The sequence below is a fragment of the Ruminococcus sp. AM42-11 genome, assembly GCF_003480145.1.
In the GTDB taxonomy this organism is placed as follows: Bacteria; Bacillota; Clostridia; order Lachnospirales; family Lachnospiraceae; genus Blautia_A; species Blautia_A faecis.
Genome location: NZ_QUIO01000002.1, coordinates 157,175 through 180,313 on the forward strand (window position 1 = coordinate 157,175; position 23,139 = coordinate 180,313).

Genomic DNA, 23,139 nt, shown 5'->3' on the forward strand with positions numbered 1-23,139 from the left:
TCGCGGAATGTTACCAGTGAACAGTAACGCTCCAATCTATTTTCTTATATAAAATCCCAAAAACCTATTGACATAGTGGGTTAATAGTGGTAATATCCATTTAACGAATAAATAACCCAGTAAATCAATACGGAATATCGACAATTATTGCGAAGAAGCAAGCTGGCAGTTACTGGGGGCAGATACAGACATAACAGGCGGGCCGCCATACGGCGACATCACCTCGAATAAATGTAAAGCGGCCGCAGGCGCCGGGAAAGGAATGGATATGGCATACTATAAGGGAACACTTGGATTAATCGGAAACACCCCACTTGTAGAGGTTACAAATATTGAGAAGGAGCTTGGACTGGAAGCTACTGTTCTTGTGAAGCTGGAATACTTTAACCCGGCAGGAAGCGTTAAGGACAGAATTGCCAAGGCTATGATCGAGGACGCAGAGCAGAAAGGAATTCTGAAGGAAGGTTCCGTAATCATTGAGCCAACTTCTGGAAATACCGGAATCGGTCTGGCATCTATCGCAGCAGCTAAGGGATACAGAATCATCCTCACCATGCCAGAGACCATGAGTGTTGAGCGTCGAAACATTTTGAAAGCATACGGCGCAGAGCTTGTTCTTACCGATGGAACCAAGGGAATGAAAGGTGCCATTGCCAGGGCCAACGAACTGGCAGAGGAGATTCCGAACAGCTTCATCCCAGGACAGTTTGTGAACCCGGCGAACCCGGCAGTGCACAAGGCTACTACAGGTCCGGAGATCTGGAGGGACACTGAGGGAAAGGTTGATATCTTCATCGCAGGTGTTGGTACAGGCGGAACCCTTACCGGAACAGGCGAATATCTGAAAGAGCAGAACCCGAATGTGAAAATTGTAGCACTTGAGCCTTCTACCTCCCCGGTATTATCTGAGGGAAAAGCAGGTCCGCACAAGATCCAGGGAATCGGTGCCGGATTTGTTCCGGATGTTCTGAATACCAAGGTTTATGATGAGATTTATAAAGCAGAGGCTGATGAGGCATTTGCCACAGCGAAGCTTCTTGCACACAAAGAAGGAATCCTGGTTGGAATCTCTTCTGGTGCTGCTTTAAAAGCCGCAATCGACTATGCAAAGAAGCCTGAGAATAAGGGCAAAGTGATCGTAGCACTTCTTCCGGATACTGGTGACAGATACTATTCTACACCACTGTTTACCGAGTAATAGAGTCTATGGCTGGCTGCGTTCCGTGAAGAGCTTTTGGGCAGCGGAGTGGACAGTAATGCTTTTGTAAAATCTATGAACAATAAATAAGGAAGTGGCGTGATGCCAGTGAGGGCTGTCGTGTCTGATATGCGAAAGATGCATGTTGGAAGTGGCAGTCCTTTTTTTATTTCAGATTTAAACTTTGCAGAAAGCCTTTTTCAGACATGCTCTAAAATGTGTTTGAAAATTCATTCCATCAATCTGTGTACCCAAAGATTCATGACCATAATTTTCCATAGGTTTTTATATGCATAAAAAAAGCAATCTTGTGCATAAAAACCGTAACCTTCCTTAACATTATTGTTTCAAAAATTTCAATATGATATTCTTTTTATGAGAAAAAAGAGTGAATTTTCCTGATGAATTTTGCAGAAAACAGAGGATGCTGTGTTACCGTTTACAGGGAAATGACTGAAACAATGAGGGAGGAAGAAAGAGTGAAAAAACAAATTTCAAGATGTATCAAAATGCTGTTTCTGGGCATTATCATGTGCCTTGGCATGGCGCTGAGTGTACATGCAGACTCCGGTCAGTTCTTTAACTTTGAACCGGAAAAGTGGGATAAGGAAGGATTTTCCTGGACAGACAGTAAGGGACAGATCTGGAATGCCTATGAATATGGAACAAAGGGAGAGGCATTTATTAGTTCTGTAGACAAAGCGACTTCTATGGAATTGCAGTTTCCAAGTGTTGTATATAAAAATGGTGTGGCAAAGAAAGTAATTGGAGTAGGTTACTGCGATCCAGACAAAACTAATCCGTACGAGGCATATTATAGCTTCACTTATGGCGGGAAAAGCAGTGACTATATGTTATATAAGGTGATTCTTCCTGACAGTGTATGCTGTGTACTGAGAGATGCGTTTTATAATCATAGGGGAATAGCGGCAATTCAGCTTCCACAGAACCCTACATTATCCATTGGATACAGAGCTTTTGCTGGTTGTACAAATCTTCAGATCGTATATTTTAATGCAGCAGTGGGAAGTGCTCAGCCTGTAAAAATAGACGAATGGGCATTCCTGGGTTGTGATAAACTGGAAGAAATAACACTTCCACCAACGGGAGCATACAATGAAATTGATGGGGAGGCTTTTAAAGGCTGTGTTAATCTGAAAAGAATTTACAACGCCCCTTCCTATCTGGATATGGGAGACGAGCAATCTGTGGAGGAGGTTTCCTTTGCGGAAGGTCTTACCTATATAAATGGAATTGATACAACTGAGTGGACAAAATGGGATGAAGAGGGAGAACCTACAGAGGGACATATGGTAAATATTAAAACTCTGAAAAAAGTAACACTTCCATCTACTCTGAAAGAAATTGGCTCTGAGACATTCACAGATAATAAAAACCTTACAACCATAAATCTTCCAGATGGTCTGACAAGAATCGGAAGTTATGCATTCAAGGGATGTACCGCCCTTACCGGATTTACTTCTCTTCCAGCAAGTGTAAGCGGAGGCATTGAAGACGCTGCATTTATGGGCTGCAAGAACCTTCATCTTGAAAATGTATATATCCATGGAACAGACAGCCTACATTATCAGTTCGCTGACAGTGGTATCGTAAGCATCCGTGTTGGTTCTGATGTGAAATCCATCTGGGACGGCTCCTTTAAGGGTTGTACAGATCTGCAGTCCATTACGGTAGATGCAGGAAACTCCATCTTTTTCTCAAAAGATGGTATTCTTTATGACAAAGTTTACAAAACCTACGGTGGAGAGGTTATAGGCAATAATATTTGTTGCTATCCTGCAGGAAAAAGCTGGGCAGGAAGCTATACACTTCCGTCAGATGTGGTTCTGTTAAGCGGATTTGCCTTTGATTCCTGTAAATTTACAGAAATCCATATTCCGGCCCGGGTACTGGATCTGGATCGTGCAAGCCTGGCTTCCCTTGGGGATCATTCAAACTATTATGCCTTTGATTCCATCAAAGACAGCTGTAAATTATATGTTGTAAGAAATTCCTATGTTGATAATTATTTTAATGACCGTTATACTTTCTATTATGAGGATGGCGATGTGCTTCCGATTACCTATGATCTGGACGGTGGAACGAATAATAGCTCCAATCCATCCACTTTTGTAGGAGGAAACAGTATCAGTCTGAGCAATCCTACCCGTGAAGGCTATACCTTTGACTATTGGATGGATTGGTATGAGGATAAGATAGAGAATCCTTATACACCAACAGGGTCTGAATTAGTAAATGGTGTTAAATTTTATGCACACTGGACTAAGAACCCGGAACCGACCAAGGCCCCAGAGCCAACCAAGGCTCCGAACCCGACCAAAGCCCCGGAACCGACTAAGGCCCCGAACCCGACCAAAGCCCCAGAGCCAACCAAAGCACCAAATCCATCTAATGGCAACCAGAATACCGTAATTCCGTCCAAGCTTCCGAAGGTTACCGGAACCAAGGCCACCAATGTGCTTACCGATGGCGCCAAGATTTCCTGGAAGCGGATTGCAAGCGCAACCGGATATCAGATCACAATTTCCACTGACAAGAAATTCAAGAAGAATGTAAAGAATTATATTGTCGAGGAAAATAAAAACAATGAACTGATCTACGGTTTGAAATCTGGAAAGACCTATTATGTAAAAGTAAGAGCAATCGCACAGGGCGGTGGCAAGAAGGTTACTGGAAAGTATAGCAAAGCTGTTAAGTTTACAACCTATGTTGTGCCGAAGGTAAAGAAGATCAGTGTAAAGAATAACAAGAAGGGCACGATCACCATTACGGCATCCAAGGTAAAAGGTGCTGCTGGATATGCGTTTGTGGTTACCGCAGATTCCAATCTTTATGATATTGTGGACATCAAGGAATCCAAAAAGAATACGGTAACTGTGAAGAACCTGACGAAGGGACATACCTATTATATACGTGCGTGTGCATATAAGCTGAACAAGCAGAAACAGAAGGTGTTTGGCGTGTACACAAAGAAAGCTAAGATTACAATCAAAAAATAAGAAATCAATTGTTGTATTTAGTTACCTGTAAAAAGTGCTGCTGGTCAGGTGACCAGCAGACAGTAATAAAAAAGGAACTGTGTTTACAACCGGAGAGAACGTGACATGAAAAAAGATGAGCAGGCAAATGTGTTGCTTTCGCTGAAAAACTTATATCGGTTGTTTACCGTGAAAGATTATCCGGTCTATTCTACCGGAATTCTAGGAGAAAAAAGTAAAAAGGGTCTGACCCTGGTCAAATTCTGGGACGAATGTCTTCTCTATGAGTGGAAAAGTACGAAACACGGAAAAATGATTTTTCGAAAGAGCGGAAGCCAGAACCGGTATCACTCGGAATTCTGCAACCGTAAGGAAAGCTTTCCCCTGTATGAGGTTATATGCAGGAGATACTGGACGGTCTGAATGCGGAGACATTTGGCAGTCAGGTACTGATTTTTGAAAAATTCCTGAAAGAGAAAAATTATAACCATTCTGTGCTTGTACAGAAGCTGAGAAAATTTCTGGGCATGGTCATGGAGTCAGATCCATGGCTGTCCAGAGAGTGTGGGGAAAAGCTGATCTTCTGGATCGGTTACATAGAGAAAAAACAGAAGGATTTTTCCCAGTCCTTTGGGGATGCCTGGCTGTTTACCCTGCTTAGTCTGCACGCGATGGCGGGACCGGAAATATCCGGGGCAAAAATGAAACTGGTAAGAAACCGTGAAGACTTAAAGCCGGAATATATCTGGAGCTGTATTTATCAGGAATCCGGGGAAACCAGGCAGAGCTTTCTCACCTTGCGAAACTGTGAATTGTTCCGGAAATCTGTGAAAGCCAGCCATTTCTTTGGCAGAGAAGAAGAGTTATATGACTTGAAAGAGATGTTCTTCAATTCCGGAAAGTATCTGATTTCCGGAATTGGAGGAATTGGAAAAACAGAACTCATGCGTCAGCTTGTGAGCTGGATGGAGCAGGAAGAAGTAAAGTGCCGGATCGCAGCTGTTCAGTATGAGGAGAATCTGGCGGCCAGTTTTTCCAGAAGTTTTCTGAATCTTACTGGTGAGAGCGTGGAAGAAAGATTTCACGAAAGTATCTATCATCTGTCAGAAGAGCATCAGGAAAAAACAGTGCTTTTTCTGGATAATATGAACCATACGGAAGAGGAAGATCCTTACCTGTCAGAACTGAAAGATCTGCCGTGCACTATATTTGTTACTTCACGTCAGAAACATCTGGATGGGTTTACTACATTTGGCATAAAGGCACCGCAAAAGAGTGCCTTAAGTTTGATTTTTCGTGACAATTACAACAAAATACTTTCCAGAGAGGAAAAAGACCGGCTGAGTCGTTTGCTGGAAAAAGAGATTTTTCAGCATCCTCTGACATTGAAGCTTCTTGGAAAAGCGGGGACCTACTATTTTGGTAATTGGGATTATCTGGAAGAAGAGCTGCAGAATAACTGGAATGATGTTGCAGAAGAGTTCGGACTCATTGATATGTACCGTGGGCTGTACAAACTGGCTGATATTGGAGAAACCGGAAGCCAGCTGGCAAGGATGTTCGCGCTTCTGCCGTATCAGGAAATTGACCGGAATTTTACTGTGATGTTTTTCCAGGGATTTTTGAAGAAAAACGAAACTCTGGGAGAGGCGCTTGGCAGACTGGTGAAATTCGGCTGGCTGGAAGATACGGGAAATGGCTACCGTATGCATCCTGTAATTGCAGAGAGTCTGTGTACAAAGGATTTTTCAGAAGCTGAGTTTCAGCCATTCTGGGAACGGGCACAGAAGTGCTTTTTCCCGAAACAGGCATCGAAAGACGAGGATCCTCGTATGGAGGAAATTGCGTGGCTTGTCTTCCAGGGAATTTCCAGAGTACAGGGAGCGGTCAGTGACCAGCTTGTGGCACTGGCGGCAGAGGCTGCCCGATATCTGGAGCTGCCGGTTCCTATGTGCGGGAAAATCCGGAAACTGGAAAAAAGATGTGCACAGATTTCCAATGAGACGAAGTTTATGGTAGCGTGTCTGACAGAGACAAAACCTGAACAAAACGAAGAATATATAGAACTCTTCCGCGAACAGCTGAAAAAGAGAACGCTATCATCGGAATGGATGTTGTTTGCTATAAGTGATTTTTGCAATAGGCTGGAGCAAAGCAGTAATTATGAGTGTTACCGGGAGATCTGTGATTTAATTTTTCAACAGAAGGATAATATTGATTATAAAATTGGATATGCGCTTTTGCAGACGAATATGCAGATGTTGAAGCTTAATGTGAAAAAGGTTGAAATGTGGGTAGAACGTGGAATCCTCATGTGTGTACAATGGGGGCATAGCCAGAGAATACTGGATTTTCTTTATCAAAAAGCAGAATGTCATATGTTTCTTCAGGAAAAAGAAAAGCTGGCAGATTGTCTGGAAAAAATAGAGCAGATACGACAGATACAAAGAAAGCGTCAGGTTGAGAGTGAGTTTGTAATATGGCAGCTTCGTGGTCAGCTTGCAGCTATGGATCAGAATATGGAAGAAGCCGCCTATTGTATGGAACAAGCAACGGACAGGTGCAAAATGTACTGTGGTGAGAAAAATCAGATGTATTCTGCCATGTCAGAGGAACTGGCACGAATGTACAATGCCGCCGGACGAAGGGAAGAGTCGTTGGCATGTCATCTTGCGGTTCGCAATCAGCTGCTTAAGAATGGCTATCGTGAGGGTTCTATGCTTCTGATGGTGGACAACAATATGAGTGTAGTCTACCTGGACCTGGGAAGACCGGAAGAAGCGATCCCATATCTGACAGAGGCGCTGGAGCTTACGAAGGAAAATGGACTTGTAGGTTCGGCAGTTGCAGAGCCTACCTGGAATCTGGCACGCGTTTACCGTGCACTTGGAGATGAAGAAAAAGAAGATATATATCTGAAAGCCGCCGTTGAAGGCTTCCGGGAATGCTATCCGCCGGAGCATCCCAAGCGGATTGCGGCTGAACAAAGACTGAAAGAACGCCAGGGAGAATGAACCTGGCGTTTAATCGTTGAAAGAAGGTGAGAGTCACCAATCGTAGAAATATTCAGTACTGAAAGATTACCCGCGTTACAATATGGAGATAGAGTTATTGTGGATTCCACATTCCTGTTGAAAACTGCCTATGATGTACTGAGAGATAAATGTCTGGCAATTACTGCTGTATCCTGCTCAGAAAGCCCTGAAGAATCGCGACCAGATCGTGAAAGCATTCAAAGAATATGGCTTCACATACATTTCTTATTTTCTTTCGGGTTTTTACCCATTATCACAATCCCTAATTTGATGTAAAATCCCTTTCTTCTGTTTATTCGCGCCACAAATCCTGTCATCCATGCCATTCTCTTTTATTCCTAATTTAACTCCGTTAAGATAAGTTCAGAAAAAAAGGAGGTAAAAGGAAAGAGATGAAAAAAAGAAGTCACATTTTCCGTGGACTTGCCAGCATTTTCCTTGCATTGATGGTACTGTTCGGAACCGTCATGTCAGTGGCACTTAGCTGGGAAGGCCGTGTAAACGAGCTTCTGGGCATTTCGGATGACACTTTTGTGAAAAGCCAGAATCCCGACGACTACTATTACAAGTCTGATTATGAAGATCCGGCAGATCTGATCAAAGCAGAAATTGCCCTGAATACCAGAATGGAAGCCGAAGGTGCGGTGGCATTAAAAGGCACACCAGCGGTAGATGGAACCGGAGTTACCTTATTCGGAATGCGTAGCCAGGCAATGCAGTACGGCGGCTCCATGGGTTCCTTGGTAGAAACCAAGCAGGCAGTGCGGCTGGCTGACGCACTGGAGGAATACGGATTTTCTGTAAATCCGGACATGGTTTCCTTCTATGAGGACATGGAAAAAACATATGCGCCGACGAAAGCCGCCGGTGGCAACTGCGTAGATACAAACGAGGGTTCTACCGTGAACGAAGTTCCAGTGAAAGAGTACTTCGCAATTTCCCCAGATTCCATGGAAGGCTACAAAGACGCGGCAATCGTAGTTCTCGGAAGAGACGCAGGCGAAGGTGCCTGCTTTTACCCGGGAGCAGACGGAATCGCAGATCCGGAAGAGTTTTCCAACAGCCCTACTGGAAATATTTTAAGCCTGTCAAATGCAGAGAGAGCGCTGTTCAACTATGTTGAGAACCAGGGCTTTAAGAAAATTGTGGTTCTTCTTAATTCTGCATGTGCAATGGAGATTGAAGAACTGAAACAGGATGACGCAGTAGACAGCATTCTCTGGATCGGCAATCCGGGATGCTATGGAACATACGGAATCGCAGAGCTTCTGAATGGCTCCGTACTTCCATCCGGACATCTTACCGATGCATACGCAGTAAATGCTGCACTTGCACCGGCAATGCGGGACTATGGTGCATATGTATTTACAAATGCAGATGACATTGACACTTCTTCCAACAATGCCCTGCGAAGCAGATGGTATCTGGCAGAAGAAGAGGGAATCTACATCGGTTACAAATACTATGAAACACGTTACTTTGATTCTATCCTGGAGCAGGGAAATGCATCCCAGGCTCTGACAGGGGAAACTGTAGATGGTGGAAAAGTATGGGATTACGACAACGAAGTATCCTACAGCTTTGGCTATGGCCAGGAAGGTTCTACTTTCTCAGAGGAGATCACAGATGCGAAAATCGACTGGAGTGGGGAAACTCAGTCCCAGGTGACTGTAAAAGTAACAAACACTGGCGATAACGCAGCAAAGCATGCAGTACAGCTTTATGTTTCCCTTCCATATACAGACTATGACAAAGAAGCTGGCGTAGAGAAATCCGCGATTCAGCTGGTTGGTTTTGGAAAAACAGGGGAAGCACAGGAGAAATCCTTCGAGGATGTAGTACTTCTTCAGCCAGGAGAAAGTGAAGATGTAACCATTACATTTACAGCAACAGATTTCTATTCTTATGATACGACAGAGGAACATGACGGCGTTACAGGTGCCTACATTCTGGAAGCCGGCGATTATTATTTCGCAACCGGAAATGGTGCTCATGATGCAGTCCAGGCTGTTCTGAAAGAGCAATACCCGGATAAGATGAAAGACGCGAAGCCTACAGGAACTGTATATAAAGAAGCTGTGGACTCCAAGCTTACTTTAACCGAGTCAAACGGTGCTACCATTCAGAACCAGCTTACAGATGGAGATCTGAATTCTTATAATTGCGGCACAGAAATCAATTACTTAAGCAGAAGTGACTGGTCACATACTTTCCCAACCGGAATCGGCGATATCACAGCAACTGAGGAAATGATCCGCCTTCTTCGCAATGAGATTTACGACAAAGAAGGGGAAAATGCTGCATACGACGGTCCTACAGAATTTACCTATGGGGCGGACAACAATATCCAGGCAATCCAGCTTCGGGGACTTGATTATGACGATCCGCTGTATGAACAGGTGCTTGATGAGGTCAGCCTTCAGGATATGCTGAACACTTATTGCGCATTGATGAATTCAAACGAAGATATTGTTATGCCAAAAGAAAACGGTGCAGACAGCCCTGTGGGACTTCTTGGAACCATTGGAAAATACACCGCAGGCACGATCTATGAAGTAGCAGAGGACGACCCATCCTATGGACATTCCACCGCTGTTTATGTCAGTGAAAACGTGGTAGCGGCAACTTTCAGCCGTGAGCTTTCCAGCGAGCAGGGACGTCTGATCGGAAATGCAGGCTTATGGGATGGATATACAGAATGGAATGCACCAGGCTTAAATATTCACAGAAACCAGTACAACGCCCGTAACCTGGAATATTATTCCGAGGATCCAATTCTTACAGGAGCAATGGGAGCCAATGTTTACAGACAGGCAGTTGCTTATGGACTGGTAGTAGCTGGTAAACACTTTGCCTTTAACGATCAGGAGACAAACCGTGATGGTGTGGCTGTTTTCCTTGGAGAGCAGGCTGCAAGGGAAAATGAGCTTCGTGGTTTCCAGATCGCATTCCGTGATGGAAACGCAAACAGCCTGATGACCGCTTTCAACCGTCTTGGCTGTACCCACGTAGGAGCAAGTAAAGGCCTTATGAATGGTATCCTCCGCGGTGAGTGGGGATTCAAAGGCTATGTAATTACAGACTCTGTTAAATCTGCCAAGTATTTCCTTCCATCCGAATGTCTGGTGGCTGGAAACGACAGAATGCTGGGAGGCTCCAACAACGTTTCCGTATGGGGATACACAGAAGACGAAGTGGCAGATGATCTGGTGATCCAGGCTGGCGTGAGGGAGTCTTATCACAGATATCTGTACACCTATGTAAACAGTAGTGTAATGAATGGAATTTCCGAGAAAACAGATGCAACAGGGGCAATCGCATGGTGGATCCTGGCATTGCAGCTTGCGATGGGAATCAGCTTTGTACTGTTTATCGTATTCCTGGTAATGTTTATTTTGAAATACAGAAAGGAGCAGAAAAACGATGAACCAGAGAAAATTCAGTAGACTGGAATTTGTTATGGGAGTTTTGTCATTGCTCCTGAATATAGTTGGAACTGTTTTGTTCTTCGCCAGCTACACCACAGGATATTACAAATTCGGAGAAATGAATTCTCCTATGATCCTTCCTTTTTCCTGGTGGGAATCGGAATGGAAATCTTTTCCCTGCTTGCCATGGTGAAATGGGGAGATAAAATGTGGACACGGTTTCTTACCTTTGCCATAACAGCCTTGCTTGTGGCGGGCGCGATCCTTCTGATCGGAGACCGTGTAGAGGGAATCGGAAACTGTATTGTTACAGATTACGATTCCGGTCACGGCGGTGAGGAAGCCATCTATTACTCACTGGCAGCTTCCGGGGCAATGCTTCTGGGAATGCTCCTTAATGTTGCGGGGAGCTTTTGCAGAGTTCTCCAGAAGATTGAAATTGTGGAAGCAGCCGCGGATAGTGGAGAAGAGTAAGCTGGGAGATAGGATCAGGAAGTAATAAAAAGCAACTCAAACAAAATATGGCACCAGCCAGAAAATAAAGAAAGTGGAGGAATTTAAAATGAAGAAATCAGTAGCAGCAGTTTTAACAGCAGGAATTATGGCAGCAGGAGTGATCAGCAGCGGACTTACCGTTTTTGCTGAGGACGCAGAGGAGAAAACCTACAGCGTAACTTACAATCTGAATGATGGAAACACAGAGGATATGCCGGGCTTCCAGTTCTTAAGTGCAGACATGAAAGGGCTGACCTCTTATGACAGCCGTTTGTATGTTCAGATTGATCTTACACTGGATGGCAAAGATGGTTATAAACTTGTTTCCGACTGCTATTGTGTAGAAAACGGAAAGAAAGCTGAAGTCGGCGATGATACCGGAATCGGTGTTACCATGACTACAACAGCAGAAGGCACTTATACAGATAATGGAGATGACACTATAACAATTGATACTCCGGAGCATGTACATCATGATATGTTCACAGACACTTATTCAATTCAGATGAAGGAAGCTGCAGGAATGAATGTCCTTGGAAACACAGAGGATGGTTCCTATGACAGCGATGATCTGCCAGAGATGACTTCCATGGTTCCGGAAACAGTATTTACTGTAAACGACAAAGATGAAATCGTAACCTACAATTATCTTCATCCGGAAGATTATGAGACAGAAGAAACAGAAGATGGAGCAGATGCAGCGGCTTCTGACAGCGCAGCAGCTGGAAATGAACTGATCGCAATTCCAAGTGATGATGAGCAGACAACCTTCACCTTATTTGACAATGGAACTTATGAATTCTATTTCGCAAGCTATGATGTAAAAGACAACGGAACCTATGCTTATGATGCAGACTCCCAGACTCTTACTATCACAGATGCAAATGGAAAAGAGACAAAATCTGAGGCAGATGGCGACAATGTGAAATTTCATTATGAATACAGCGAAAGCGACCAGCTTACAGGAGATTTCACTGTAGAGGCAGCAGCACTTGCAGATGCACTGAAATAAGGAAATATTGAAGTCTTGTAAAAGACAAAAGAGAGAACAGTAACAGAGAGAAACAAGGCTTCCGGCTGGTCGGAAGCCTTGTTTGACCACACGTATCAAGTATGCTATATTTAAAATTAACGTAACCACTCAGTGGAAGTATTCTGTGAGGGGTGTGAACAGCATTATCAGATATAATGTATACTTGGGAAAAGGTGTGGGAAAATGAACGTAGCAATCGTAGATGACGAACTGGAAATGCGCCAGACATTAGTGGATTATATTGGAAGATTCGGAGAGGAATCCGGTATTGAGCTGGAGACGGTAACTTTTGAATCCGGGGAGCAGTTTCTGAAAAATTATAAGATGATTTTTGACATTATCATCTTTGATATTGATATGCCGGGAATCAACGGAATTGATACTGCACGGAAGCTAAGAGAGATGGATTCTAATGTGACCATTATTTTCGTGACGAACATCGCCCAGTATGCCATTAACGGTTATGAGGTAGATGCGGTAGACTATATCCTGAAGCCTGTGAGTTACTACGACTTTTCCATGAAATTCCACAGAACGGTGGCAAAGGCAGCCCAGAAGAAGGAACACACCATAAAAATAGAGACTGCGGAAGGAACCAGAAGGTTACGGCTTCCAGCACTGATCTATGTAGAAGTACTTTCTCATTATCTGTATTTTCACACCACAAAAAGGGATTACAGATCCAGAGGCAATATTTCTGAGATAGAAAAGGAACTGGAAAAATATAATTTTGTGCGGATTCATCGCTCTTATATTGTGAACCTGAAATATGTAGCAAGGTGCTGAGCAAAGAGGTAACCGTGGGAGAGCATGTTCTTCCGGTAAGCCGGAATTATAAAGAAAAATTAAAAGATGAGTATTTGAAATACATAAGGGGAGAGGAATAAAATGCTGGGAAATATATCCTTTCTTGATATCTTTGATGTTTATCGTGTGCTGCTTGGGATGGTCAGCGCAGAGTTGATTTTTGTGGAGCATGCAGCCAGGCACCGGGAACATTTTATGAGGAGAGTGCTGACAGGCGGAGTGGGAATCCTTTTGTTTGCGCTGCTATGCATTCCGATGTACATGTTCCGGGAAATAGTCGGAAATTCTGCAATCGCCTCTTTGATAACCGGTGGCTGGTGGTTGATGATCGGCATCGTGTCTATGTGCTTTATCTATTATTGCTATGAAGTAACCGTATGCAATCTTATGTTCCAGTGTATTTTGGGCCTTGCACTGGAAAATCTGGTGACTCTTGTTCTCCAATATCTGATTTGTAAAAAATTGTTTCCTTCCTTGCAGACGGAGCATACAGTTCTGTATATTGTGCTGACTGTTCTGTGTTATGCGCTGTTTGACATAATGGCATACCTGCTTCTTGTACGGAAAAATGTCAGAGGACAGATCGTAGTGGAAGAGGACTGGCGTACCTTTTTTATCTATCTGACGATTTATATTTTCATTTCAGTAATGGGAGATGTGACAAGCCTTATTTTCCATTGGGGGCAGGCTGGCGGCAAAATGTTTGGTGGGATGGAGGTATTTTCCCATACGGCAATACCGTATTTTTGCATTGCGGTAAATGTGATTGTCAATCTGGTAATCGTCCTTTTGCAGAGCATGACATACCGAATCCTCTCCTTGCAGCAGGAAAAAAAGATGATCCAGATACTTCAGAAGGAAAAGGAGCAACAGTACAATTTCAGCCGTGAAAATGTGGATCTGATCAACCAGAAATGCCACGATCTGAAACGGCAGATCCGGGCGTTGAAGCTGGTTCAGGGGGAAGAAAGAGACCGGCTTTTCAAGGAAACAGAAGAAGCAGTACAGTTTTATGATGCCCATGTGAAGACAGGAAATGACGTGCTGGATACTATTCTAACAGAAAAAAGTTTTGTGTGTACAAGACAGAGCATCCGTTTTTCATGCAATATCCATGCAGAACATATGGACATCATTGATGTGATCGATTTTTACACAATAGTAAGCAATGGCCTGGATAATGCAATTGAATGTGTTTCCAGGTACGAAGATAACGAGAAAAAGGTAATCAATGTAGCGGTTCTGGAACGGGGAAGCATGCTTCACATTTTTATTGATAACTATTTCGATGGTGAGCTGGAATTCCGCAACGGATTCCCGGTGACCAGTAAGGATGACAAAGGTTATCACGGCTATGGGGTGAAAAGCATGCAGATGATTGCGAAGAAATATGGCGGGGATATTCGGATCAGTGTGAATAATCATACGTTTTCGCTGCAGATTATGCTGCCGGTGAGGTAGGAAAGATTCGCAAATAGAGAAAAATATGTAACTGTTCAGTACCTTCACAGTTACGAGCTAAAATGCATTTCAAATCACCTACGGTGATGGTATTTTGAAAGAGAGGCATGCGGATTGTAGGAATGCTTTTTTAAATATGAGGAGAAAGTATAAATGAAAAAAATAAAAGGTGTCAATTTAGGCAACTGGCTTGTCCTGGAGAAGTGGATGCTTCCGGAAATGTTTGAGGGAACCGGTGCGGAGGATGAGGTCTGGCTAAATCGGAAGATGAATCCCGCAGAGTTAAAAGAAAAGATGAAGGAGCACCGTGATACATTTATTACGGAACAGGACTTCGCATTTATCAAAGAGCAGGGAATCTGGCTGCTGCGCATTCCGGTTCCATACTTTATTTTCGGCGACCGGCCACCTTTTAACGGATGTGTGGAATATCTGGACAAAGCCTTTGACTGGGCAGAGAAGTATGGCTTGCAGATATTAATTGACCTGCATACAGTTCCGGGAAGTCAGAATGGATATGACAATGGCGGTCTGACCGGTGTATGTAAATGGTGCAAAAATCCGGAGGAAGTGGAGTTTGCCCTTACCGTACTGGAACGGCTGGCGAAGCGTTATGGCCAGCGCGAGGGATTATATGGAATTGAAGTTCTCAATGAGCCAATCAGCTTTCTTGTGTATGCGACAGCGCCTTCTACCGGGAAAGCAGTGGACAAAGAAGAAGCCAAAGGTTCCGGCTATGTTCCCCTTCCGTTTTTGGAAAACTTCTATCGGAACGCCTATAGGCGTCTTCGGAAAATTCTCCCGGAAAATAAGACCATCGTGTTCCATGACGCTTCCGCCTGAGACACTGGGGAAAGTTTTTCCATAAAGAACATATGAAAAACGTGGTGCTGGACACCCATATTTATATTTTTGCCATGGAAAGCTTCGTACCGATTCATATGCCGTGGGTTTATCAGATTTACATAAAGAGCCAGCAGCGGCTGATAGAGAGAATTCAGAAGGATGTGCCGGTGGTGGTTGGCGAATGGTGCATCTGTAATAAATATGCGGAGAAAGCGGTTTCACAGGCGAAATCAGAAGAAACTGCTGCAAAAGAGAAGCAGGAAAAAACCACTTCAGAAGTGAAGCTGGCAGAAGACATTTCTGATAAGAGCGCAAAGGTAATAGAGCAAGACGAACTGCGTAAGAAACGTTATCTGGAAATCGCAGCCATGCAGCTTCAGGCATGGGAAAGCGGTGCAGGCTGGATCTACTGGAGCTATCAGTTTAAACCAAATCGAAAGGAGCCTCTTGATGAAAAGTGGAAAGAAAGCTGGGATTTTTCAAGATGTGTGGAAAACGGCTGGATTGAATTCAAGAACCGATAAAAAGAAGGTCACATTGCGGGAAATGATCTTCGGATATTTCCTGGGACCCCTTCTGGTACTGTCCATGACCAGCGTGGTAGCGTCTTATTACCTTACCTTTTACCGGACTTATGAGGATGTTGTAAATCAGAGAGTTTTTCTGACGGTATTGCCGCTGATCTCTGTGATCCCTATGGCATTGTCAAACATTGTAATCGGAATCATGGTTGGAAAGACCAGGACGAAGCAGGGAAAAGCAAGACCTTACATATTAATGGCAGCGCCAATGCTGCTGATTTCCGGAATCCTGGTATTTTGCATTCCTTATTTCAGTCTGGGCGTGCGCATGGTCTGGATGGTGGTAACCTACAATTTATTTGCTGCCATCGCCAATCCGGTCTATGGTACTTCCCACTATCTGATGGTGTCTTTGTCCACTCGTGACCTGGATCAGAGAGGAAAGCTTTCCGTTGTTTCGAATATTCCGGCGGTGGCAGGAAACGGTCTGATCAGCAGTATCGTAATGCCGCTGATTCTGGGCTGGATTAATTCTGCCGGCAGCAACGGCGTGATGCAGAATCGCTGGCAGGTGGTTATGACCATATTTGCGGTACTGGCATTTGTGGGCTGTATCCTGGAGTACTTCTTTACCAGAGAGCGCATCACGGAAGAGGATATGGTGGAGACAGATGCGGGAGTAAATAAAGCAGAAACTACAGGAACTCCTTCCACCCTACAGCAGCTTAAAGGCGCAGCCTCCGATTCCTACTGGTGGATCATCATCATTTTCTATATGCTGTACCAGATGGGTGTTATGTTTAAAGGTGGCTATGTGTTCAACATATTCTGTCATGAATTTTTCCAGGAAGTGCACATTTTCGGAATGACTTTGTCCGCAGATATGGCACAGTCCGTTCTGGCTCTGATCAGTGGAATCCCGCTGGCAGCAGGTATGTTGTTTATCTGGCCTCTGGCAAATCGCTTCGGAAAAAAGAATATGATCCTGGCAGGCTGTGTGGTTTCTATTGCAGGAAGTATTGTGTGTCTCCTGGCACCGGATAACTTCGTAGTGATGCTGGCAGGTCAGACATTGAAAGGCTTGTCCAGCGTACCAGGTGCATACATTATGATGGCACTGTTCGCAGATGTGCAGGATCACCTGGAGGCGAAGCTTGGTTACCGTGTAGATGGAATTTCCATGTCGGTTTACAATACGGTACTGACTGTGGTAAACGGTCTGGCTGTAGCTGTGTTCAACTTTTTCTATGACAGCGCCATGTTTTCCCATAAAGGAACAGCTGCATTCTTTTTCCTTGGATTCGAGATCGCGGCACATGGAATCCTGATTATCGTAGTATCCTTCTTGAATGTGGAGAAGAATATCAAGGAAGAGCAGGAGCTGATCGCCAGGAGAAAGGGACAGATATAGAGACTGTTTGAAAAACAATGTGGTTCATATATGGCAAAAACAGGCAATGCGGGAGGATGCATTGCCTGTTTCTGTTAAACTGAGAAATTAGAGCATAAGGATTATAGAAAGTCTTTTTCACTTAATATGAATGAATTTAGGAAATAAAGGAGATCACAATAAAATGAGCGATAAAAAATTCAACTGGATCTGGCTGCCCACCTGGACAGCAGAGGACAAAGAGAACCCGGCCTTAGTTTTGTTCCGCAAGGAAGTGGAAATAACAGGAACTCCAATTGCCGGAAAAATTACCATTTCAGCAGATTCCAGGTACAAACTATATGTAAATGGCGAACTGGTGGAGGTTGGCCCGAGCAAAGGAGACCGGCAGGTATGGTATGCAGATGATGTTGAGCTGCTTCCGTTTTTAAAAAAAGGAAAAAATGTAATAGCGGTCCGTGTCCTGAGATACCCGACTATACAAAGCAAAGGCTGTTTCGGAATCTACCGCACAGAATATCCATTCCTGTATGTGGAAGGCGACGCCGAAGATAACCTTGGCAGACAGTATACTCTGGACACAAGTGAAGGCTGGCTGGGAAGAAAAGATGAAGCATTTCATATCGTATCCGAATCCGATCTTTTTGCCCCATTACAGATCCTGGAAAATACAGGTGGTTCCATGTGGCAGAAGGGCTGGATGAAGCCTGGATATGATACTACAGGCTGGGCGCTTCCATATGTGTATCCAGATATGAACCGTGCGTGCAGCCCGGGAAACCTGGAAAAAAGAACAATTCCGTTTCTTTACAGAAAGAACCGGAAGTTTGAAAAGGTGATGCAGCTTGGCGAGAATGCACTTTTCGCAAAAGAAGAATGGGAAGATTTTCTTTTCGGAAAAAGAAGCCTTTGCATCCCGGAAAAGTCAACCGTATCGGTGGAAATCAGTGCCGGTGAGGAGATGACCGGTTATCTTCACCTTCTTATGGAAAAAGGAAGCGGTGCCCGGATAAAGATTTTACAGTCCGAGGCCTATGTGCTGGGCGGTGAAATTGGTGACTTAAAGGTTCCCTTAAAGGGTGACAGAGTAGATATGGAGCATGGATACCTGGATGGTTTTACCGATCAATACAAATGTGCGGGATATGGAACCGTAGATGAACCGGAAAGCTACGAGCCATTCTGGTTCCGGACGTTTCGGTTTATCCGCCTGGAAATTATTACCCAGGAAGAGCCGCTGATATTGCAAAAATTTGATTATACAGAGACCGGATATCCGCTGGAAGTAAAGACAAAGGCAGTTGCTTCCGATGAGCGCTTTGCAAAAATATGGGAAATCAGCGAGCGTACTCTGCGCCGTTGTATGCATGAAACCTATGAAGATTGTCCGTTCTATGAACAGTTGCAGTATGCAATGGATGCAAGAACCCAGATTTTGTACACCTATGCAGTTGCGGCAGATGACCGCCTGGCAAGACGCTGCATGGAAGATTTCCGGCGTTCCCAGAGATACGACGGACTTTTAAACTGTGCAGCACCCAGATATGATGTCAGTGTGATACCAGGATTTTCTATCTATTATATTCTCATGCTGTACGATCACATGATGTATTTTGGGGACAAAGAATTGCTGGAAAAACATTTGCCGACAGTAGAGGGAATTCTGAATTTTTTCCATTTTCACCGGAGCAAAGATGGGTACGTGGACAAGATCGGAGGATTAAACGGAAAGGTCCGCTTCTGGTCTTTTATCGACTGGGCTGTGGAATGGGCAGATACCACAGGAATCCCGCCAGCAACCTTGAAAGGTCCTGTAACTATGGAAAGCCTTCTATACATATTAGGACTTCAAAAAGCTGCAAAAATAGCGGAGTATCTTGGAAGAAAGGAATTAAAGCAGATTTTGGAGCTGCGGGCAACTGCTGTGCAGACTGCGGTAAGAACATTTTGTACCGGGCCAAACGGAATGCTGCAGGACGGTCCTGGAATCAATGAGTACAGCCAGCATACTCAGGTCTTTGCGGTTCTCACTGACACGGTAACCGGGGAGCAGGGAAAGCAGAATCTCAGAGAAACTATTTTGCACAAGGAACAGTATCCCCAGTGTTCCGTTGCTATGGCATATTATCTTTTCCGTGCTCTGGAAAAAAAAGGAATGTATGAGCTCACAGAATCCTACTGGGATATCTGGAAGAAGATGATTGAAAAGCATGCTACAACCTGTGTGGAGGATGACGTGCAGGAGCGAAGCGACTGCCACGCCTGGGGAGCATTGCTTCTCTATGAACTGCCATCCGTGATTCTTGGCGTACGTCCTTCGAAGCCTGGGTACGAAGATATGGAGGTAAAGCCAGTACTGGGTTATCTTACATGGGCAAAGGGTGAGGTAATTACGCCGAAAGGGACGATTCAGGTGGAGTGGAATAAAGATGGAGAGGAAGTTCACATTTTTTGATTTCAGATTTACTCTCTAGGCTGTATGAGTATCAAAACAAATAACGAATCTATTAACACTACAATGATAATTAATCGTCGAAAGAAGACGGGAATCACAAGTCGTAGAAGAGTTTAGACCGGGAATATTATCTGGTCTGCAGTATGGGGATAAAATTATTGTTGATTCATTGGAAACAATCGCGGATACTCAGCTGGATTTGAAGAGCGTATTTTTACAGCAGTAACAAATGGTGTGGATATCGTCAGTTAGAATAGTGATGTATTAATCCTATTGACATACTAGGGTACTTTATAGTAACATAAATCAAAATCGGCCGAGCTTTTTGCGCGAAGGATATTTTTTGTCTGAAAGGGAAAGATGGAGCTGGGGAGAGACTAAATTTACTGCCACAGGAGGCTAATCATATGAGCGAAATCACTGCAACAAAAGAGCAGCAGAATAAATACGAAGCTTTAAAAGAATACTTACGCAGTCTGGGAAGTGTGGCTGTGGCTTTTTCGAGCGGGGTGGACTCTACGTTTCTTTTGAAAACAGCACACGATGTGCTGGGGGATAAATGTATCGCGATTACTGCCATGTCCTGTTCTTTCCCGAAGAGAGAACTGGAAGAGGCGAAGACCTTCTGTGAGAAGGAAGGAATCCGCCACATTACAGTAGAGTCTGAAGAACTGGAAATTGAGGGCTTCTGCCAGAACCCGACTAACCGTTGCTATATCTGCAAGAAAGAATTATTTGAGAAAATCTGGACATTGCCACAAAAGAAGGCCTGAATGCAGTGGCAGAGGGCTCAAACATGGATGACAACGGAGACTACAGACCAGGCTTACAGGCTGTTGCAGAGCTTGGGGTAAAGAGCCCGATGCGCCACAGCGAATTGTATAAAGCAGACATCCGTGCCCTGTCTAAAGATCTTGGCCTTCCCACATGGGAAAAACAATCCTTCGCCTGTCTTTCTTCCCGTTTTGTATACGGTGAGACTATCACGAAGGAGAAACTTGGTATGGTAGACAAGGCAGAACAGCTTCTTCTGGATCTGGGATTTCATCAGCTTCGTGTGCGTATTCATGGTACACTGGCACGAATTGAAGTATTGCCAGATGAACTCCAGAAAGTCCTGGAGAACCGCAACCAGATCGTGAAAGCATTCAAAGAATACGGCTTCACATACGTGACCATGGATCTTCAGGGATACCGAATGGGAAGTATGAATGAGACATTGAAGAAATAGTTTCGGTTTATGCATTATCGTCTATACTATGCTGTTAGTTAATTGTTTTAAATGCTGTTTTGCTTTATCATTGAATTAATCGTCTGACAAATATTTGGAGGGAGTATACTGCGTGCTCATTTGCAGAATAGCAGGTTATCCATTTGGGGGAAGCGGTTATTGTTCTGTTGCGGATAATAATGGAAAAGACTTTTGCTCTAGAGCCTGTTTGAAAGGACGAAAAAAAGAATAGCGAGGTAAAGCGTATGAGAAACAGACGACTGGCACTGGCTGCAGCATTGCTGCTGGCAATCACAAGTGCAGACGGAGCAGCACTGGCAGTAAGTGGATCTGATTTTTCTTCTGAGGAAGTAGCAGAAGCAGTTTTTGACGAAGTGGAGAATGAGGGTCTGGACAATCAGGATGAGGTTCAGGAACAGGTTCAGACTCCGGAGATGGATCAGGTGGAGGATCAGTCATCCGAGGATTCATTCTCAGATGCGTCTGGCATGGAAGCAGCTGCAGAATGGCAGAATGAGGAAGCGGCAACAGCAGACGAAGCCCTGGTTTTTTCAGATGGAGAAGACACAGGAATTACCTACACCTTGTCAGATGATGGGAAACTGGTAATTTCCGGAACTGGAAGCATCGCAGATGATGCATTTGCTGGCAACACTAAAATAACAAGCGTGGTTATCTCTGAAGGAGTGACCGGCATTGGTTCCCGTGCATTTACCGGCTGCACCAATCTGACAAGTGTGACAATTCCAGAAGGCGTAACAACCATAGATGGTATGACATTTGGCAATTGTACCAGTCTGACAAGTGTAACCATTCCGGGAACGGTAACCTCAATAGAAGTTCAGGCATTCTGGAACTGCAGCAGTTTGACAAGCATAACTATTCCTGCAAGCGTAACGAGCATCGGAAGCGGTGTATTCCAGGGCTGTACCAGCTTGACAAGTGTAAAGCTTTCAGAGGGTCTGACCAGAATTGGAGATCAGACTTTTGGCAGATGTAATGCGTTAGAAACCATAGAAATCCCGGCAAGTTTGACATCTATAGGAAATGATGCGTTTAAAAACTGTGCCAAGCTGAGAAGTATCCGCTGCTATGCAAATAGCAGCACGTGGCAGCCCAGATACATTTGTGATTCAAATACAACCGTATATTACAGCTACAATCCGAACCATACTCATTCCTATAAGTCACATGTGATAAATGAGTGGCTGTACCTATTCAGGATCTGAAGAAGAAATCTGTGAATTTTGCGGTGATTACTATACGAAAGAAACACCGGCACTTGGTCATGACTGGAACCGTGGGGAAACAACAGAAGATGCTTCCTGTGAAAGTGACGGAGAAAAAACTTATACCTGCAGAAGATGTGGTGACAAAAAGAAAGAGACAATTCCAGCAACCGGACATAGCTGGGTAAGGTCATGGCATGAAGATGCAACCTGTACAGATGACGGAGTCGATGAATACACCTGCAGATATTGCGATACGGAAAAGAGAACTACAATAAAAGCAACCGGACATAAATTTTCTGCATGGGCAGTAACACAGGAAGCAACTGTGGATGAGGAAGAAGTCCAGACACGTACCTGCAGTGCATGCGGTGAGCAGGAAACAAAAATTACCCGGGACAGACTGCAGCCAACAATGAAATTGAATCAGTCCAGTATTGTGCTGAAGACCGGACAGAAGACGAAGTGTCTGAAAGTAACCGGGCTTGCAAAGGGAGATTTCATTTCCACCTGGAGTACGGATAACTGGAGTATTGCAGATGTATCTGTTAGTTCAGATGGAACCTGTAACATTACCGCCGGTAAAACTACAGGCAAAACCCGTATTCACATATACCTGAACAGCGGATATGAAAAGTCTGTTACCGTAAAAGTCCAGAAAACCGCTGTAAAAACCACAAAGATCAAAGGTGTGCCGAAAACACTGAAATTAAAGAAAAATCAGAAATATTCCCTGAAACCGGTTTTAAAACCAGTAACAAGCAAAGAAAAAATCACCTACAAATCCAGCTCCTCCAAGGTGGTAAAGGTAGATTCCAAGGGCAGAATTACTGCAAAGAAAAAAGGAACAGCCGTAATTACGGTGAAAGCAGGGAAGAAAACAGTTAAGTGTAAGGTGACTGTGAAATAACGTATATTTTGAAAGGACAGGAATGAAATATTTTCTGTCCTTTTTCATGAATATTTATTGATTCTTTTTCTCACATTTCCTATAATAAGTCTATGTGTTAT

Annotated in this window: 16 protein-coding genes and 1 pseudogene; all 17 read left to right on the plus strand. The window is 44.1% G+C overall.

The genetic code is table 11. The features are described from left to right. The first annotated feature begins 268 nt into the window (after window positions 1-268). The 17 genes and pseudogenes from cysK to DW904_RS02495 all read left to right on the plus strand — a co-directional run bounded on the left by cysK (window position 269) and on the right by DW904_RS02495 (window position 23,038). Complete coding sequence (cysK, locus tag DW904_RS02410; protein ID WP_118577909.1) at window positions 269-1,198, plus strand: cysteine synthase A; 930 nt, start codon at window positions 269-271, stop codon at window positions 1,196-1,198. Window positions 1,199-1,677: 479 nt separating this feature from the next. Next, window positions 1,678-4,218: a leucine-rich repeat protein gene (locus tag DW904_RS02420; RefSeq protein WP_187565351.1), complete on the plus strand. Its 2,541-nt coding sequence runs from the start codon at window positions 1,678-1,680 to the stop codon at window positions 4,216-4,218. Window positions 4,219-4,323: 105 nt separating this feature from the next. Continuing rightward, the gene (locus DW904_RS02425) at window positions 4,324-4,620 is read left to right on the plus strand and encodes a hypothetical protein (RefSeq protein WP_118577912.1); all 297 of its coding nucleotides are present in this window, start codon (window positions 4,324-4,326) and stop codon (window positions 4,618-4,620) included. Next, window positions 4,596-7,211, plus strand: coding sequence for a tetratricopeptide repeat protein (locus DW904_RS02430; RefSeq protein ID WP_118577913.1), 2,616 nt, complete (start codon window positions 4,596-4,598; stop codon window positions 7,209-7,211). Before DW904_RS02425 ends, DW904_RS02430 begins: the two co-directional genes overlap by 25 nt. Window positions 7,212-7,624: 413 nt before the next feature. Continuing rightward, window positions 7,625-10,678 (plus strand): glycoside hydrolase family 3 N-terminal domain-containing protein, encoded by a 3,054-nt coding sequence (locus DW904_RS02440; protein WP_118577915.1) that lies wholly within the window; start codon window positions 7,625-7,627, stop codon window positions 10,676-10,678. Next, window positions 10,656-10,853 carry a hypothetical protein gene (locus DW904_RS02445; RefSeq protein WP_118577916.1) on the plus strand — a complete coding sequence of 66 codons (198 nt, stop codon included), beginning with the start codon at window positions 10,656-10,658 and terminating at the stop codon, window positions 10,851-10,853. Before DW904_RS02440 ends, DW904_RS02445 begins: the two co-directional genes overlap by 23 nt. After that, the gene (locus tag DW904_RS02450; protein WP_118577917.1) at window positions 10,823-11,134 is read left to right on the plus strand and encodes a hypothetical protein; all 312 of its coding nucleotides are present in this window, start codon (window positions 10,823-10,825) and stop codon (window positions 11,132-11,134) included. The genes DW904_RS02445 and DW904_RS02450 overlap by 31 nt, the downstream gene beginning before the upstream one ends. A gap of 88 nt (window positions 11,135-11,222) precedes the next feature. Next, window positions 11,223-12,167 carry a hypothetical protein gene (locus tag DW904_RS02455; RefSeq protein WP_118577918.1) on the plus strand — a complete coding sequence of 315 codons (945 nt, stop codon included), beginning with the start codon at window positions 11,223-11,225 and terminating at the stop codon, window positions 12,165-12,167. Window positions 12,168-12,371: 204 nt separating this feature from the next. Further along, complete coding sequence (locus DW904_RS02460) at window positions 12,372-12,974, plus strand: LytTR family DNA-binding domain-containing protein (protein WP_118577919.1); 603 nt, start codon at window positions 12,372-12,374, stop codon at window positions 12,972-12,974. A 102-nt stretch (window positions 12,975-13,076) separates the two neighbouring features. After that, window positions 13,077-14,456, plus strand: a complete 1,380-nt coding sequence (locus tag DW904_RS02465) for an ATP-binding protein (protein WP_118577920.1) — start codon at window positions 13,077-13,079, stop codon at window positions 14,454-14,456. Window positions 14,457-14,609: 153 nt separating this feature from the next. Further along, the gene (locus DW904_RS23230) at window positions 14,610-15,299 is read left to right on the plus strand and encodes a cellulase family glycosylhydrolase (protein ID WP_207664902.1); all 690 of its coding nucleotides are present in this window, start codon (window positions 14,610-14,612) and stop codon (window positions 15,297-15,299) included. A gap of 32 nt (window positions 15,300-15,331) precedes the next feature. Beyond that, window positions 15,332-15,826 carry a hypothetical protein gene (locus DW904_RS23235; protein ID WP_207664903.1) on the plus strand — a complete coding sequence of 165 codons (495 nt, stop codon included), beginning with the start codon at window positions 15,332-15,334 and terminating at the stop codon, window positions 15,824-15,826. After that, a complete protein-coding gene (locus tag DW904_RS02475) occupies window positions 15,753-17,234 on the plus strand; it encodes an MFS transporter (RefSeq protein WP_118577921.1) in 1,482 nt (493 codons plus the stop codon). Before DW904_RS23235 ends, DW904_RS02475 begins: the two co-directional genes overlap by 74 nt. 163 nt (window positions 17,235-17,397) lie before the next feature. Continuing rightward, the gene (locus DW904_RS02480; RefSeq protein WP_202187653.1) at window positions 17,398-19,668 is read left to right on the plus strand and encodes an alpha-L-rhamnosidase C-terminal domain-containing protein; all 2,271 of its coding nucleotides are present in this window, start codon (window positions 17,398-17,400) and stop codon (window positions 19,666-19,668) included. A gap of 407 nt (window positions 19,669-20,075) precedes the next feature. Then, window positions 20,076-20,899: pseudogene (gene larE / locus DW904_RS02485) on the plus strand (ATP-dependent sacrificial sulfur transferase LarE). Between the two features lie 245 nt (window positions 20,900-21,144). Further along, window positions 21,145-22,128 (plus strand): leucine-rich repeat protein, encoded by a 984-nt coding sequence (locus DW904_RS02490; protein ID WP_118577923.1) that lies wholly within the window; start codon window positions 21,145-21,147, stop codon window positions 22,126-22,128. Beyond that, window positions 22,100-23,038 carry an Ig-like domain-containing protein gene (locus DW904_RS02495; protein ID WP_118577924.1) on the plus strand — a complete coding sequence of 313 codons (939 nt, stop codon included), beginning with the start codon at window positions 22,100-22,102 and terminating at the stop codon, window positions 23,036-23,038. The genes DW904_RS02490 and DW904_RS02495 overlap by 29 nt, the downstream gene beginning before the upstream one ends. Window positions 23,039-23,139 lie beyond the last annotated feature (101 nt).